A 16,055-nucleotide genomic window follows, 5' to 3' on the forward strand; every position below is an offset into this window, starting at 1 on the left:
TCAAGTTTTTATGTAATCGAAAGCCAACAGTTTCTTTTTATCTCTGGCATTAGCCCATTATTTAGATACCGTAAATTGATTAAAAGGTGTATTTGTTGAAAGTGCATAAAATGCTCTTCCATTATTGTTGGTTATGTCAATGAATGGTTGTAAACAGGGTTCTATGATGAAAGTAAATAAGAGAAAGGAGGAGAAAAAGAATGGATATTCAATCAACCTTTGAAACGTTAGATAAGAAATTCACAAGTTATGGCGGTTTAGAACAAGGGGGTATTACGCGTCTGTTATACTCCCCTGAATGGATTGCTGCAGTTCGCGAACTGGAAGCGACATTCAAGGAAGAAGGTTTAGAAGTAAGCTTTGATGATGTTGGAAACTTATCTGGTCGTCTTGTTGGAAGTAAATATCCTGAAGAAACTATTTTAACAGGATCACATATCGACACAGTTGTAGAAGGCGGTCATCTGGATGGACAATTCGGTATCTTATCTGCATTGGTTGCTGTGAAATATTTAAAAGAAAAACATGGTCAACCATTACGAACAATAGAAGTACTATCGCTCGCAGAAGAAGAAGGCAGTCGATTCCCATATACATTTTGGGGAAGCAAAAACTTCTTTAACTTAGCCAAAAAAGCGGATGTTGACACAATAGAAGATGCTGAAGGAATTAAATTCGAAGATGCTATGCACGAATCTGGTTTTGATTACCGTAAAACAGATGATGTTCGTGGCGATATTAAAGCATTTGTTGAAGTACATATTGAACAAGGGAAAGTATTAGAGGCGGAAAATAAAGCGATTGGTGTTGTGACTGGGATTGTTGGTCAAAAACGTTACACAATTAACTTGAAAGGTGAGGCAAATCACGCTGGCACAACACCGATGTCATTACGAAGAGATACAGTTGTTGCATATAGTGAAATTGTAACAGACTTAACGAAACGAGCTAGAGAAATTGGGGAGCCTCTTGTATTAACGTTTGGACATGTCGCTCCTGTTCCAAACACGGTAAATGTCGTCCCTGGAGAAATTACTTTTTCGATAGACTGTCGTCATATTGATCAACAACTATTAAATAATTTTGCGAGAGAAATTGAAGATAAAGTTAAAGCGGTTGCAGAAGCAAACAGCATGACTTATGACATTAATTTATGGATGGATGAAGCACCGTCATTGATGGATAAAGAAATCATTCAAATAATTGAAAAAGCAGCTAAGGCCAATGTGGGGGACCGCTATAAATTGATGCCATCTGGTGCAGGTCATGATGCGCAAATTTTTGCCGATTTTGTCCCAACAGCAATGTTGTTTGTACCTTCTATTGGCGGAATTAGCCACAATACCAATGAAGAAACGAAGATAGAAGACCTTGTGAAGGGGATTGAAGTATTGAAAGATGTATTGTTTGAACTAGCTTATAAGGAATAATAATGAAAAGGAGCCAGATACTCATGAGTTACTTAAATCATAATCAAGGATACAGAGAAGGTTTATTAGAAACACGTTCAGTAATAAAAAAGGATAATTATGCGGTAATCACACCTGATGGCTTGGTTAATAATGTTGTACCTGGCTTTGAAGATTGTGATGTAACGATTTTAGGATCCCCGCGTTTAGGTGCAAGGTTTGTAGATTATTTGGTAACAGTTAAAAACAAGGGCGGAAACAAAACCGGTTTTGCCGGTGATGGTATCCAATCATTTGTGTACGTTGAATATGGTAAAATCAACGCTTTTGCGGACGGTGAAAAATACGAATTAGCAAAAGGCGGATTCTTATATGTGCCTCCACACTTACAATTGACTTTTGAAAATAATAATAATGGTGAGGACAGCCGTTTGTTTTTATACAAAAAGCGTTATCAGCCGCTTAAAGGACATACACCAGAAATTGTTACAGGTAATGTGAATAACATCAAACAAGAAGCCTATGAAGGTATGAAAGAAGTATTAATTCAAGATTTACTGCCAAAAGAAATCGCATATGACATGAACATTCATATTCTTTCATTTAAGCCAGGTGCTTCGCATGGTTACATTGAAACGCACGTTCAAGAACATGGTGCTTATATATTAAGTGGACGAGGTGTTTACAACTTGGACAACGAGTGGATGCCAGTTGACAAAGGTGACTATATTTTTATGGGAGCTTATACGCCGCAAGCAACCTATGCAATTGGTTTGGATGAACCATTCTCGTATATTTATTCTAAGGATGCGAATAGAGATATTAATCTATAAAGAGGGGCAATGTTAATGAGTGAACCATTAGTGTATATAGAACGTAATCGTCTCAGGCAGCTAATGAAAGATAAATTAGTGAAAGCAGGTTTACCTGAAGAACAAGCGGATAAAACAGCTGACTTACTCATTTTTGCAGATGAACGAGGTGTTCACTCACATGGTGCAGTGAGAATGCAATACTATTCGGAACGTGCATTAAAAGGTGGATATAACCTGAAACCAAAGCTAAGCTTCGAAAAAACGGGCCCTGCCTCAGGGATTTATCACGGGGATAATGCGTTAGGGCATTATGTGAGTTATCAAGCAATGAAAAAGGCAATCGAATTAGCAAAAACATCAGGTATCGGTGTTGTCGGTGTAAAAGAAATGGGACACAGCGGTGCTATTGGTTATTATGCACGTCAAGCAGCATTAGAAGGCATGGCGGCATTAACAGTATGTCAATCTGATCCCATGGTCGTGCCATTTGGTGGCACCGAACCATACTTTGGCACCAACCCAATTGCTTTTAGTGCGCCTAGAAAAGATGGTAGTCCAATACTTTTTGATATGGCAACAACGGTACAAGCCTGGGGGAAAATCTTAGATGCAAGAAGTAAAAACAAATCTATCCCAGACTCATGGGCAGTGGATAAAAATGGAGCGCCAACAACAGACCCGTTTAAAGTAAATGCATTATTACCAATGGCTGGACCTAAAGGATACGGGTTAGCGATGATGGTTGATATTTTATCGGGGAGTTTACTCGGCTTGCCATTTGGCAAGCATGTCACTTCCATGTATAAAGATTTATCAGAGTACCGTCGATTAGGGCAGCTTCATCTCGTAATCAATCCTGAATACTTTGGTGGGAAGGAGCAATTCCTGGAAAAAATATCTCAAATGGTTGAAGAATTACACGACAACCCACCTGCTGAAGGATTTGACAAAGTGTATTATCCCGGTGAAATTCAAATAGATGTGATGAAACAGTATAAAAAAACAGGTATCCCAGTTACAAAGGAAATTTTAGATTATTTAGAGTCAGACAAAATTTACTAATCATGTAATGGAAGGGGGGGAATCAGATGCGTGTATCTAAGCAGGAGCTGTTTCATTTAATCAAACAGAAGCTAATCAAAGCTGGATTAAATGAAGGAGCCGCACACGATGTTTCAGATGTATTGACATTCGCCGATCATAGAGGGATCCATTCCCATGGTGCAGTACGTGTGGAATACTATGCCGAACGAATCGCAAAAGGCGGTATTACAGCAAACCCAAACTACACATTTGAACAAACAGGACCTGCATCCGCTGTCTTTAGCGGAGATAATGGTCCAGGTCACCAAGCGGCGAAACAAGCGATGGAAAAAGCAATCGAAATGGCAAAAAATTCAGGTGTTGCTGTTGTAGGCATGAAGAATATCTCGCATAGTGGTGCATTGGGTTATTTTGTTGAAATGGCAGCAGAACAAGACATGGTTGCTTTAAGCATGTGCCAATCAGATCCAATGGTCGTACCGTTTGGAGGAACAGAACCATACTTTGGCACCAATCCAATTGCTTTTAGTGCACCATCGGCTGATGAACGCATGATCACATTTGATATGGCGACAACTGTTCAGGCATGGGGAAAAGTATTGGATGCAAGAAGTAAAAATGAATCGATCCCGGAAACATGGGCAGTAGATGCAGCCGGCAAACCAACAACGAATGCAAGAGATGTCCATGCACTTGTGCCAATTGCCGGTCCAAAAGGTTATGGATTGATGATGATGGTGGATATCTTATCAGGCAGCCTTCTTGGAGTACCTCATGGCGTACATGTATCTTCCATGTATCAAGACCTGACAAAAGGCCGCGATTTAGGGCAAATTCATATTGTGATCAACCCAGCATACTTCACAGATTTAACTGCTTTTAAACAACAGATTTCGACGATGCTTGATGAGTTAAAAGCACAGCCGGCAGCAGAAGGCTATGGAGAAATTTATTATCCGGGTGAGCGCGGTAAATTAAGAAGTGCAAAATATGATAAAGAAGGAATTGAAATTGTAGACGATATTTATAACTACCTCGTTTCAGGCGATGTTCATTACAATCGCTATCATGGAAAGAATAGATTTGCAGAATAACAAAATGGAGGATCATTATGTTATACACAATTATAAAAGAAAACACCTATCAAGATTCTATCGTGTTAATGCTTTTATCAAACAAGTTATCTGCAATAGATGGTATAAACAAAGTTTCTATCATGATGGGAACACCAGCTAACAAAGACATTTTTAAATCTTCAGGTTTGGGCACAGATGAATTGGAAAAAGCAAACCCAAATGATATCGTCATCGTTATAGATACAAACCAAGAAGAAAAGGTATCGGAAGTGAAAGAAGAAGTAGAAGCAGCTTTAAAAGGAGACTCTGCTTCACAAGGCACAGCTAAAGACCAAGAAGCACATAACTGGAAGCGTGCAATGGAGCTTGCGAACAACCCTAATTTGGCATTGATCTCCATTCCTGGTCAGTATGCAGCAATGGAAGCGGAAAATGCATTGAATGAAGGGTTACATGTATTTCTATTCAGCGACAATGTATCTAAAGAAGATGAGGTTAAGTTGAAACAAAAGGCGCATGAAAAAGGATTATTAGTCATGGGACCAGACTGCGGTACGGGAATTATTCACGGCGTGCCACTGGCATTTACAAATATCGTCAATAAAGGAGATATTGGCATTGTGGGTGCATCAGGTACAGGGATTCAGGAAGTGACATGCATCATTGACCGTCTTGGTAAAGGTGTAACAAACGCAATTGGTACAGGTGGTCGGGATTTATCAACAGAGGTTGGTGCTACCACGGTTTTAGATAGTATCAAAGCATTAAATCAAGATCCACAAGTAAAAGTGATTACAGTAATTTCTAAACCGCCTGCAAAGGAAGTGCAGCAAAAAGTATTGAACGTCTTAAGAAATATTGAAAAACCGGTTGTTACGTTATTTTTAGGAGATAAACCAACATATCAGGAAGAAAATATTTATCATGCGTATACACTTGAAGAAGCAGCGGTTGTATCTGTTCAATTATCCAATGGCGACAAACCGAATTTTGAACCGACAGTGGCTGAAAATGTAAACGTGTCGTTAAAAGATTCGCAAGTTGGTATAAAAGGTTATTACTCAGGCGGCACCTTGGCATCAGAAGCAGCTATGTTAGTGAAAGAGGCATTCAAAGAGGAAGTGCCTGAAGAGAAGAAAGATGCCTATATCCTAAAAACAAACCATCATGAAATTATTGACTTAGGCGATGATATTTATACCCAAGGGAAGCCGCACCCGATGATTGATCCTGAAAAACGCATCGAAATGCTTGAAACATCTGGAAACGATCCTGCAACAGCAGTCATCATGATTGATAACGTCATTGGCTATGGCAGTCATGATGATATGGCAAATGAATTAGCACCAGCCATTAAACGTATTTTAGCCAATGCACATCAGGGTGGGCGTGAACTTGCAGTGCTTGTAACAGTTGTAGGTACAGCTCGAGATCCTCAAGGTTACGAAAAGCAAATTGAAACATTAAAAGAAAGTGGTGCAATGATTTGTGAGACAAACGACCAAATGGTTCGTACAGCGATTAAACTGGCAGGAGGAAAAGTTGAACAGCCAGTCCTTGATATACAAAAATTTGAACATACCCAAGAAGACTTAACAGTAGACGAAAAAATTGTGTCCTTAATCAATAAGAAGCCAAGTGTGATCAATATTGGGCTGAAAAGTTTTACAACAGCTGTTCAGAAGAGCGGATCAGAGTGTGTTCAATTTAACTGGCGTCCAATTGCTGGCGGTGATGAAAAGTTAATGAAAGTACTTCAATTTCTAAACTACTATGAAGGAGAGACAATCTAATGGGGTACAAAACAATAAATGAAGCGAACGAAGCTGTTATCCGGAAGATCATAGCAGCTGAACCATTCTTAACGGATGTTGTACCTGCCAAGTCTGTGATTCCTGAATTAGAAGATTATGTGTTATTACATGCCGGGCCTCCAATTAAATATGAAAATATGACAGATCCTATGCAAGGCTCTTGTGTTGGAGCGATTCTTTTTGAAGGATGGGCAGAAGATGAAGAGGGAGCGCGCGGTCTGCTTGAAAACAATAAGATTACATTTATTCCATGTCATCATGTGAATGCAGTTGGACCAATGGGAGGCATTACATCACCTAATATGCCGGTTCTTGTTGTTATGAACAAAGAGAGCGGCAATGAGGCGTACTGTCAAATGAACGAAGGCATCGGTGCAGTATTACGCTTCGGTGCTTATCATGAGCAGGTAATCAATCGCCTGCACTGGATGAAAGATGTGTTGGGTCCAGTGTTAAGTAAGGCCTTAAGAAAAATTGATGGAGGCATAAACGTTAATGTGTTGATGGCTAAAGCTATTGCAATGGGGGATGAATTTCACCAGCGCAATATTGCGGCATCATTGGTGTTTTTAAAAGAAGTTGCTCCAGTAATTGCGGCATTAGATGATGTTGAAAACGAACAAAGTGCAGAAGTTATCCAATTTTTAGCTGATACAGACCAATTTTTCTTAAACATTGCCATGGCGACTGGAAAAGCAATAATGGATGCAGCGCGTACAATCAAACATGGTACAGTCGTTACTGCAATGTGCCGAAACGGTGAAAACTTTGGCATTCGTATTGCTGGTATGGGAGATGAGTGGTTTACAGCACCTGTTCATACACCGCAAGGGTTATATTTTACTGGCTACTCAGCGGAAGATGCAAACCCAGATATCGGTGATTCAGCGATTACAGAAACAATCGGTGTTGGCGGCGTAGCAATGATTGCTGCCCCTGCAGTAACACGTTTTGTTGGAACAGGCGGATTTAATGATGCGCTTGAAACAAGCAATCAAATGGCTGAAATCTGTGTTGGAGAAAATCCGAACTTTGTTATTCCGACGTGGGACTTCAAAGGTGCGTGTTTAGGTATTGATGCACGTAAAGTTGTTGAAACAGGCATCACGCCGGTAATTAACACAGGTATTGCACATAAAATTGCCGGATATGGGCAAATTGGTGCTGGTACAGTTCATCCTCCAATCGAATGTTTTGAGAAAGCAATCACAGCATATGCTGAAAAGCTAGGTTTTCAAGGATGATTTTACAGGCAAGTGCGATTGGTTCAATCGCACTTCAGCTATTAATTGAAGGAAAAACGTTTACTGTACACAGCATTTTTGAAAAAGGTTTGAATATTGTTGATCGGAATGATGAATTGATATTTATCGGCACAAATGAAAATGGGACCTTTCCATTTGGAATCTTGCTTGACTCACAAACGAAGCAAGCACTAAAAGCCGATCTTGAGGTGGGAGATACATTTCACGTTCGCAATAACCATCTTTCCCACAACCGTTTTGAGCTCAATTTTAATGCGAAAATACTTCCGTTATATACGGATTTTAAACATGCAAATATAAATAAATTAAAAGAAAATGTGAAACAAATTTCATTTAAATCGTATGAATCTACTGATTTTGAATCAGCTCATGTGTCGGACTTGATAAATAAATTACACGATCCAACTGAAAATTTGGAAGAGGAGTTTCGTTACTTTATCGGACGCGGCCAAGGTTTAACGCCGACGGGTGACGATATACTGGTCGGTATATTATATGGACATTTCATCAACTCTTTTATTGCCGAAAAACACCTTGAAACATTGGGAAGTCTAATCAGAAAACCCTTAACAACCCTTGTCAGCACGCGCTTTTTAACTTGTGCTATAGAAGGTTTATTTAGTTCAAAAATCACAAAATTACAACATGATTCATCTTTAAAAAGTATGAAAAGCCTTATAAAAGTAGGTTCTTCTTCTGGGATGGATACTTTATATGGAATTTATATGGCTTTAACAAAGGAGTGAAAGAAATGGGGAAAAGTGTAGTAATCGCTCTAGGAGGTAATGCAATTTTACAGCCAAAACAAGAAGCAACTTATACTAATCAATTCAAAAATGTAATCTCTGCAACACGTCATATGATTGAAATTAAAGAAGCAGGACATAAAATTGTGATTACACACGGCAATGGTCCGCAAGTTGGGAATATTATTGCTCAAAATGAAGCTGCCAAAAATGTCGTTGAACCGCTGCCAATCTATGCTTGTAACGCAGAATCACAGGGATTCATTGGTTATATGCTGGAAAAAGCTTTGAAAAACCATATTAAAAAACGGGGCATTACCGCGAATGTAGCTACATTTCTAACAATGGTTGAAGTGGACAAGTATGATAAAGCATTTGAAAAACCAACGAAACCAATAGGAGTATTTTATTCAGAGGAAGAAGCGAAGCAATTAGAAGAAAAAGGATTTACTATGTCAGAAGATGCAGGGCGTGGCTATAGACGAGTTGTGCCTTCCCCGGAACCGAAAGTGATCCATGGGATAGAAGAGATTCGGCGTTTAATTGATGAAACTATTGTTATTTCCTCTGGCGGCGGCGGTATACCTGTATATCGTGACGACAGCGGTCTATTACATGGTCTTGAAGCAGTAATAGACAAAGATCGTTCAGGATTAAAGCTTGCACAACAAATAAATGCTGATGTTTTCATGATGTTGACAGACGTACCAAATGTATTTATCAATTTTGGCAAAGAAAATGAGCAAAAACTAAGCCGAATTACAGTAGAAGAAGCAGAACAATATGTGGCAGAAGGGCAATTTCCTGCTGGCAGTATGCTGCCAAAGATGCAAGCGGCTATAGAATTTGCAAAGTTAGGTAAAGAGGCAATTATTTGTTCATTGGATCAAGCGGCAGCTGCACTAGATGGAAAAGCGGGGACGCGCATAACAAAATAAGACAATCCGCATATGTTCATAAGGAGGATAAAAAGCCAAAATTCCGCCTTTTTTAGATATGACCACATTTGATGCGTCATTTACTTCAAAACTTTCTCTTTATGCTGCGCAGACAGATTTCGAAAAGAAACAATCTATGAAGTCTAGGATCGAAAGTCAAAGGATGAGTGAAAAAATGGATATTTTCCATCTGTTGGTTAAGTAGCTAAATATCATTAGTTAGTAAAAGCTTATTACTTCTTTAAATGCTTTTTTTAATGAAATCTTTTACAGTGGCGTCTTTAGTTAATGTTTGGCGAAATTGGAGGATGGATGCAGTATGGGGTTGAAATAAAAAACCGGAACGAAAGGGTTACCCCTCAGTTCCGGCTTTTTTCATATGCGGGTGCGCCGTTTTTTCCGATTTGTGATGCAGCAGCCGAAAGAACGGCGGCAGCATGGCGATGACGAGAACGACCCTTAACACTTGAACAGCGACGACAAATGTCGAATCGGCGTGAAGGGTAACGGATGTCGTCGCCATTTCCGCGATTCCCCCCGGTGAAAACGCCAAAATGGCCGTCGTCAAAGAAATGCCCGCTACATGGGCAGTCACGGCGGCGCTCAAAATCATCGCAATGATCAGGCCGACGGAGCCGAGGAAGGCGACAATCAGTGTCCGCTTGACGCCGATGAACATCTCTTTATTGATTTTTGAGCCGATCGTTGCACCAAGGCAGATTTGCGACAGCACCGAAAATCCGTGGGGCCACCATGCAGTCAGGCTGAGGCCGGACAACGAACTGCCGGCGATTTGAATGGCGGCGACGCCAACCATGCTTCCGAGCAGCCAAGGCGCTGGAAAGCGCAATAATGCAATCGCCTTGCAAGCCAAAAAAGCGGCCAATACAATGACGGCTGTCCAAGCAATATAAGCTGTTCCGAATTCGGATGTTCCGGCGGCGAGCATCTGGTGGGTGGCGGACTGTGATTCGGGATATTGGGAATGAATGAAAACGACGAAAAAAGGTATCGTCATGACTACCAGCAGCACCCGGATCATCTGTACGAGGCTGACGATGGCCGTGTTGGCTCCCACTTCCTGAGCGACGCCGGGCATGGCGGATAGTCCGCCCGGGGCCGTTCCTACAAAACTCGTCAGCATATCCGCATTGCTGAACCGCCATAAAACAAACCCGGAGAGCAGCGCGAAGATGACGGAAAGGATCAGCATCACCCCGATGATCAGCCAGTTTTCTTTAAAAATGAAAATCACGGACATATTCATTTTCTGTCCGAGTTCAATTCCCAGAAGCATTTGTCCAAAGCTGAGCCATCCTTTATGGATGCCTTTTTGGCTGATTGCTTGTTTCAGCGGAGCCGGCTGAAACAACGACAGACAGGCGGCGGCCGCCATTGTACCGACCATCCATCCGATCGTCATTCCTGTCAATGAAAGAAGAAACCCTCCCAGGCTGCTGATCAATATTAATATGATATCCCGAAGGAAATCATGTTTTATTCTCAAATTAAAACCCTTCTTCCTGTATTGAAAGCCTTTTTGTTCACTAGGTAAAGTATTTTCTATTGATAACTATAATATAATTTTAGCGATTCGTAAAATACGAATTTATTTAAAAGATTAATAAGTAAAACTGATCATTGGAAAACAGGGCATTTCAAAACATAACGGGCAGAGCGGATGAATACAAATAAATTAGATTCATCACAAATAGAGGTGAACCCATGTGAAGCATGACCAGGAATCATTCACCAAAGTTAAATCGTATCGTCCGTTCCACAGCGCTTTTGACCCGTGTCCGCCGCTGGGCAAGAGGTATTACAGAACACCTCCGAATTTATATTTAGGCTTTCAGCCGCGCGGCCTGCCGCAGTTCTCGCCTATGGAGGCTTTAAAAAAAGGGACGCTTTGGCCCGTTTTTTACGATCCTTATGAAAATCCGTATGAGATGGGAGGTAAGGGGGGATGACACACACGTTGCCGCAAGACTATTATCAAAGGCTTCACGAGATTCAGGCGGTCGATTTTGTCATTATCGAGCTCATGCTGTACCTTGATACACATCCGGATGATATCGATGCGATCAAACAATATAACCAGTATGCCGTGTACTCTAAAAGACTGAAAGCGAAATTTGAATCTAAATATGGTCCCCTCGTACAGGGGAGTCCCGATCGGACGGAATCGTACTGGAGCTGGAAAAGAAGTCCTTGGCCATGGCAAGTTTAATGAAGGAAGGGAGTCAGGTTCATGTGGCTTTATGAGAAAAAACTGCAATACCCCGTGAAAGTGAGGGAATGCAATCCAAGGCTGGCTAAATTCTTAATCGAGCAATACGGCGGAGCCGATGGAGAATTGGCAGCCGCGCTCCGCTATTTGAATCAGCGCTACAGCATCCCTGATAAAGTCGTCGGCCTTCTGACCGATATCGGTACAGAAGAATTCGCCCATTTGGAAATGATCGCGACAATGGTTTACAAATTAACGAAAGACGCGACGCCTGAGCAGCTGAGGGACGCCGGGCTTGGCGATCATTACGCAGACCATGACAAAGCCCTGTTTTATCATAACGCGGCAGGCGTTCCATTCACAGCTACATATATTCAAGCAAAGGGCGACCCAATTGCCGACTTATATGAAGATATTGCAGCGGAAGAAAAAGCGAGGGCGACATACCAATGGCTGATCGATATGTCAGATGATCCTGACTTAAATGACGGGCTGGCGTTTTTAAGGGAAAGGGAAATCGTCCATTCACAGCGGTTCCGCGAAGCCGTCGAAATTTTGAAGGAAGAGCGCGACCGCAAAAAGGTGTTTTAACTGTGCGAAAAGCCGAAAATTCCAGGGGTGTCCTGGGATTTTCGGCTTTTTATATCAATCTATTCGGTAGTGGCGGCCAGCATGTCTGTCGCCCAGTCTCTTAAAATATATTTCTGCACTTTGCCGGAGGCAGTCAGCGGGTATTCATCAAGCTGAAACACATACTCAGGAATTTTATAGTAGGAAAGCTGCCCTTTGCAAAATGTCCTGACATCCTCAAGTGACAGCGTTTTGCCTGGTTTGCATTTAATAAAGGCTGCCGTTTTTTCTCCGTACTTTTCATCCGGAACACCGACGACCTGAACATCGACAATATCTTCATGCTCATACAGGAATTCTTCGATTTCGCGCGGATAAATGTTTTCTCCGCCGCGGACAATCATATCTTTTAGACGTCCGGTAATTCTGACATAACCGTCCTGATCCATCTCTGCGAGGTCGCCTGTATGGAGCCAGCCATCTTTATCAATGGCCTTTCTGGTGGCCTCCTCCATCTTGTAATATCCTTTCATGACGAGATATCCCCTTGTGCACAGTTCGCCCTGTTCATGGGGGCCGAGCGCCCGGCCGGTCTCAGGGTCGATGATTTTGATTTCCACGTGAGGATGGACTTTGCCGACTGTTTCAACACGGCGTTCAATTGTATCGGTAATGGTTGTCTGTGTAATAACCGGTGATGACTCTGTCTGTCCGTATGCAATTGTGATGTCTGTCAGGTTCATTTGCTTCATGACTTTTTTCATGACTTCTTTCGGACATGGTGAGCCGGCCATAATACCAGTCCGTAATGAAGAAAGATCATAATCTGCAAAATGTGGATGCGAGAGCTCGGCGATAAACATTGTCGGCACGCCCTGCAGACCTGTGCATCTTTCTTGTTCAACCGTTTGCAAAACCGTTTCCGCTTTGAACTCGATGATCGGCAGCATGGCCGCCCCCGCCGACACGCAGGCAAGCGTGCTTAACACGCAGCCGAAACAGTGGAAAAGCGGAACCGGGATGCACAATCTGTCTCTATTGGTGAGCCCCATTCTGTCGGCGACGATCGCCGCATTGTTGACAATATTATAATGCGTCAGCATTACGCCTTTTGGAAATCCGGTCGTACCCGACGTGTACTGCATATTAATGACATCATCGGGCGATAATGACCGCTCTCTTTCAAAAAGGGCATCATCAGATATGAATTCGCCTTTTTTCGATAGATCTGCAAATGAAATCATGTTTTCCGGTGTCTCTCCGTGTCCGAGATAGACAAGGCGTTCAAGCTTTGGCAATGCCTCCTGATTTCCGGTAATCGAATGAATCATGTCAATATAGGAAGTCCCCTTATAGCCGTCCATTAAAAAGAGTGTCGTCGAATCGGAATGCTCCAGTAAATATTCAAGCTCTCTTGCCTGATAGCTTGTGTTCACAGTGACGAGCACAGCGCCGATTCTCGCCGTTGCGAACTGAAGGAGAATCCATTCCGGAATATTGGAAGCCCAAATGGCGACATGCTCACTTTTCTGGATGCCGAGCGCCATCAGTCCCTTCGCTATTTTTGCTGTTTCTTCAAAAAGCTCCTGATAGGAATACCGCAAATCAAGCTCTGAATAGACCACCGCTTCTCGATGCGGAAACCGGTCTGCAGCTGATTTTAACAGGCTTCCGATTGTTTGCCTTTTTAACGTATCCATAATGCCTCCTAATTTAAAGAAGAATATCGCCCTTATTATAGCACTTTATACTAGTACCAGGTACTATAAAATACCCGGTTTTTTCAACTTCATTCGGCCGCTTTCTCCAATTTCTTGACAGCAAAGTATTGAGCGGCTCCTCCGGCTGCCACAACTGCACAGGACGATAGAAAAAGAACAGCTCCGCCGCAGCGGATGAGGACCACCCCGCCTAAAAAAGGTCCTATTGTCCGGGAAATATCCCAGTGAAGCCCGTAAAACGCGAAATATCTGCCGCGCATATGGGAAGGTGCGATCTTTGAGACGAAGGCTTGAACGTGATTGAACAGCACGCTTTCTCCAGCCGTAAAAACGATTGTGGTCAAGAGCAGCCAAGCCGGAGAAGAAGCAAAAGCAAAGCCGATTGCCGAAAGAGCAAAGCAGCCGTATGAGATGATAACAACCGTGTTCATTTTCAGCTTTTCCGTCCATTTCACGAGCGGAATTTGCAGGACAATGCCAAGCAGGGCGTGACAGACTGTAAAAGAAGCAAGAATAAATAAGAAGTTTTCAAAAAGCTCTGCCAAATAAAGCCGGTAATTTGTTTCAAGCTGAGCATACAGGAGACTGACCGGGATCGTAAACAGCATCAGAAGCAGGACGGAACGATGATGAAGGAGCATGTCCTGGATGAAAACGGGTTTTTCTTTTTGTAAAATCTCTTTTTGGCTTTTTGACGGAAGCGTCTCAGGCAGCCTAAAATATACGACAAGCCAATAAAGTGAAAACGCGCAAACCTGAAAACCGAAAAGCAAGGCGGGATGATACGAATAAACGGCAAGACCTGCGATCGGGCCGACCGCCGCACCAAAGCCCTCAATGACATGAAGCGCGGCAAACACTTCCGTCCGCATCGCGCTTTCAGTGCAGTCTGAAATTTGCGCGCGCTGTGCGGGAATGTACAGCACTCCCCCGATTCCGTTCAACATATAAAAAAGGGCAAAAAGCCATACATTGTCAGCGATCATAAATCCAGCCGCCGAGAATGAAGAAGGATGGATCAATTTTTACGGTATTTGGTTTTAGATAGGCAAAAAACAAGAGACGGCCCTTTTGAAGAGCCTTCTCTTTTTAAGATGAATGGCCGGAATGTCCGCCTTCAGCCGATTTAATTTCCAGTATGTCGTCAAGTATTCCCTGGGTCTGAAAAGAGATCTCGTTTTCAGTTCCGAGAATAAAGGCATGATTGTAAGGCCCGTCCTGCGGGTCATTCTGAAAGGACGGCTGAATGTCCGACAAAAAGCTGTAAATAGAGCGGTCAGCCTGTCCATTTTTCAATACAAGCAAAGGCGCATGTTTTCCTAAATGAGAAAAAGGAGCACCTGCGAGAGCAAGGTCAGGCGTCTCTGTCGACGCAAAAGATAAACCGTGTCCGGGAGCAGTGATGCCCCAGCCGAAATTGGTGCTTTTATCTTTATATTTTGCAAAGGCAATCGAATTGGCCACAGGATTGCTTCCCGAGATTCTTTTGACTGTTCCGTATTCTTTTAATGCTTTTTCCGTTTTTTTAGAAACCGCTGTTTCCGGTCCAAGAATGTAAATGTTTGCTTTACCGTTTCTTTTCTTTAATGCCTGTGCCGTTTCTTCGGGGATGCCGCTCTTATCCACATACAATATCGGTTCAGGCATATGAGCGATCCAGTTTACCGCCGGCAGTGTATAAAGCTCTGCATCATTCTCTGACGAGCCGATGATGACGCTCTTTGGGTATTCATCCCCTGCGCCCGCATATTCTTTGTCAATTTCTTTTGCCAGTTCAGCCGGATTGTTGCCCTTCAGCTGTTTTACTTTATAAGAATCAAGCTTCTGAAGAGCTTTTTTGTCAATATTTCCAATGGCCATGATTTGGGTGCCGTCAGAGGCGCCGGTCGGATTTAACCGCTTTATTTCCTTGCGGATGTTGTCTGAAATTTTGTCATGGTCTGTGATTAACATTGGTCCGTTATTCGGGTGATGAATCAGATCCGCCGCTGCAAGAACGGTCTGCCAGGAATCTCCGGAAACCAAAATAACCGCTCCAGGACGATTCTGTCTATGGGTGGCGGGCCAGACTGTTTGCGATGTCATGATGCTTAATTCTTCAGGTGTATTGGCGTTCAGTCTTGTCGTGTTTTTTGTGTCTTTCACGATTAATCCTTCGGCCGCTTGATTGTTGAATTCCGTTGGGAGGGAAGCGGCTGTTTTGTCTTCTTTTACGGAATGGGCATTCATTTGATGCTCATGATGGTTTTTCTCGTGGCCAGTTTCTGAATTTTGACATGCTGCCAGCACGATTGCGGTGATCAGCATGATCAACAGAAAGCCGGATGTCTTTTTCACCTGGATTACCTCCTTCTTGATTCAGCATATGTCCCATAGTATAACCGCAAAATGTGCAAAACCGGTGCAGAAGCCTGAATGATATTTAAA

At 42.5% G+C, this 16,055-nt stretch carries 15 protein-coding genes; 11 read left to right on the top strand and 4 right to left on the bottom strand.

All coding sequences use genetic code 11. The features are described from left to right. Window positions 1-200: 200 nt before the first annotated feature. From allC to arcC, 8 genes are read left to right on the top strand one after another with little or no spacing between them, the layout of a single operon-like run. The gene (allC, locus tag R5H20_RS06270; protein ID WP_006636738.1) at window positions 201-1,430 is read left to right on the top strand and encodes an allantoate deiminase; all 1,230 of its coding nucleotides are present in this window, start codon (window positions 201-203) and stop codon (window positions 1,428-1,430) included. 23 nt (window positions 1,431-1,453) lie between these two features. Beyond that, entirely contained in the window at window positions 1,454-2,242 is a 789-nt protein-coding gene (allE, locus tag R5H20_RS06275) for a (S)-ureidoglycine aminohydrolase (protein WP_006636739.1), read from the top strand. Between the two features lie 15 nt (window positions 2,243-2,257). After that, a complete protein-coding gene (gene allD / locus R5H20_RS06280; RefSeq protein WP_006636740.1) occupies window positions 2,258-3,286 on the top strand; it encodes an ureidoglycolate dehydrogenase in 1,029 nt (342 codons plus the stop codon). Between the two features lie 26 nt (window positions 3,287-3,312). Then, window positions 3,313-4,362 carry an ureidoglycolate dehydrogenase gene (gene allD / locus R5H20_RS06285; protein WP_006636741.1) on the top strand — a complete coding sequence of 350 codons (1,050 nt, stop codon included), beginning with the start codon at window positions 3,313-3,315 and terminating at the stop codon, window positions 4,360-4,362. A gap of 17 nt (window positions 4,363-4,379) precedes the next feature. Then, window positions 4,380-6,137, top strand: coding sequence for an acyl-CoA synthetase FdrA (locus R5H20_RS06290; RefSeq protein WP_006636742.1), 1,758 nt, complete (start codon window positions 4,380-4,382; stop codon window positions 6,135-6,137). After that, window positions 6,137-7,402, top strand: a complete 1,266-nt coding sequence (locus tag R5H20_RS06295) for a YlbE family protein (protein WP_006636743.1) — start codon at window positions 6,137-6,139, stop codon at window positions 7,400-7,402. The genes R5H20_RS06290 and R5H20_RS06295 overlap by 1 nt, the downstream gene beginning before the upstream one ends. Next, window positions 7,399-8,169, top strand: coding sequence for an oxamate carbamoyltransferase subunit AllH family protein (locus tag R5H20_RS06300; RefSeq protein ID WP_006636744.1), 771 nt, complete (start codon window positions 7,399-7,401; stop codon window positions 8,167-8,169). The genes R5H20_RS06295 and R5H20_RS06300 overlap by 4 nt, the downstream gene beginning before the upstream one ends. 5 nt (window positions 8,170-8,174) lie before the next feature. Further along, window positions 8,175-9,107 carry a carbamate kinase gene (arcC, locus tag R5H20_RS06305; RefSeq protein ID WP_006636745.1) on the top strand — a complete coding sequence of 311 codons (933 nt, stop codon included), beginning with the start codon at window positions 8,175-8,177 and terminating at the stop codon, window positions 9,105-9,107. Window positions 9,108-9,459: 352 nt separating this feature from the next. On the opposite strand, the gene R5H20_RS06310 is transcribed toward arcC, so the two are convergent. Beyond that, on the bottom strand, window positions 9,460-10,614 hold the full coding sequence (locus R5H20_RS06310; protein WP_006636746.1) for an AbrB family transcriptional regulator: 1,155 nt from the start codon (window positions 10,612-10,614) through the stop codon (window positions 9,460-9,462). 220 nt (window positions 10,615-10,834) lie between these two features. On the opposite strand from R5H20_RS06310, the gene R5H20_RS06315 reads away from it, so the two are divergent. From R5H20_RS06315 to cotJC, 3 genes are read left to right on the top strand one after another with little or no spacing between them, the layout of a single operon-like run. After that, window positions 10,835-11,077, top strand: coding sequence for a spore coat associated protein CotJA (locus tag R5H20_RS06315; protein ID WP_006636747.1), 243 nt, complete (start codon window positions 10,835-10,837; stop codon window positions 11,075-11,077). Further along, a complete protein-coding gene (locus R5H20_RS06320) occupies window positions 11,074-11,337 on the top strand; it encodes a spore coat protein CotJB (protein WP_006636748.1) in 264 nt (87 codons plus the stop codon). The genes R5H20_RS06315 and R5H20_RS06320 overlap by 4 nt, the downstream gene beginning before the upstream one ends. Window positions 11,338-11,358: 21 nt before the next feature. Beyond that, a complete protein-coding gene (gene cotJC, locus R5H20_RS06325; protein WP_006636749.1) occupies window positions 11,359-11,928 on the top strand; it encodes a spore coat protein CotJC in 570 nt (189 codons plus the stop codon). A gap of 59 nt (window positions 11,929-11,987) precedes the next feature. Here the strand turns inward: cotJC and R5H20_RS06330 are convergent, their stop codons facing one another. The 3 genes from R5H20_RS06330 to R5H20_RS06340 form a co-directional block, all read right to left on the bottom strand. Beyond that, window positions 11,988-13,607: an AMP-binding protein gene (locus tag R5H20_RS06330; protein ID WP_006636750.1), complete on the bottom strand. Its 1,620-nt coding sequence runs from the start codon at window positions 13,605-13,607 to the stop codon at window positions 11,988-11,990. Between the two features lie 89 nt (window positions 13,608-13,696). Next, window positions 13,697-14,614 (bottom strand): MFS transporter, encoded by a 918-nt coding sequence (locus tag R5H20_RS06335; protein WP_006636751.1) that lies wholly within the window; start codon window positions 14,612-14,614, stop codon window positions 13,697-13,699. A 103-nt stretch (window positions 14,615-14,717) separates the two neighbouring features. Beyond that, window positions 14,718-15,965: a cell wall-binding repeat-containing protein gene (locus R5H20_RS06340; RefSeq protein ID WP_006636752.1), complete on the bottom strand. Its 1,248-nt coding sequence runs from the start codon at window positions 15,963-15,965 to the stop codon at window positions 14,718-14,720. Window positions 15,966-16,055: the final 90 nt, after the last annotated feature.

It is taken from the genome of Bacillus sp. KICET-3 (assembly GCF_033261025.1).
Taxonomy (GTDB): domain Bacteria; phylum Bacillota; class Bacilli; order Bacillales; family Bacillaceae; genus Bacillus; species Bacillus sonorensis.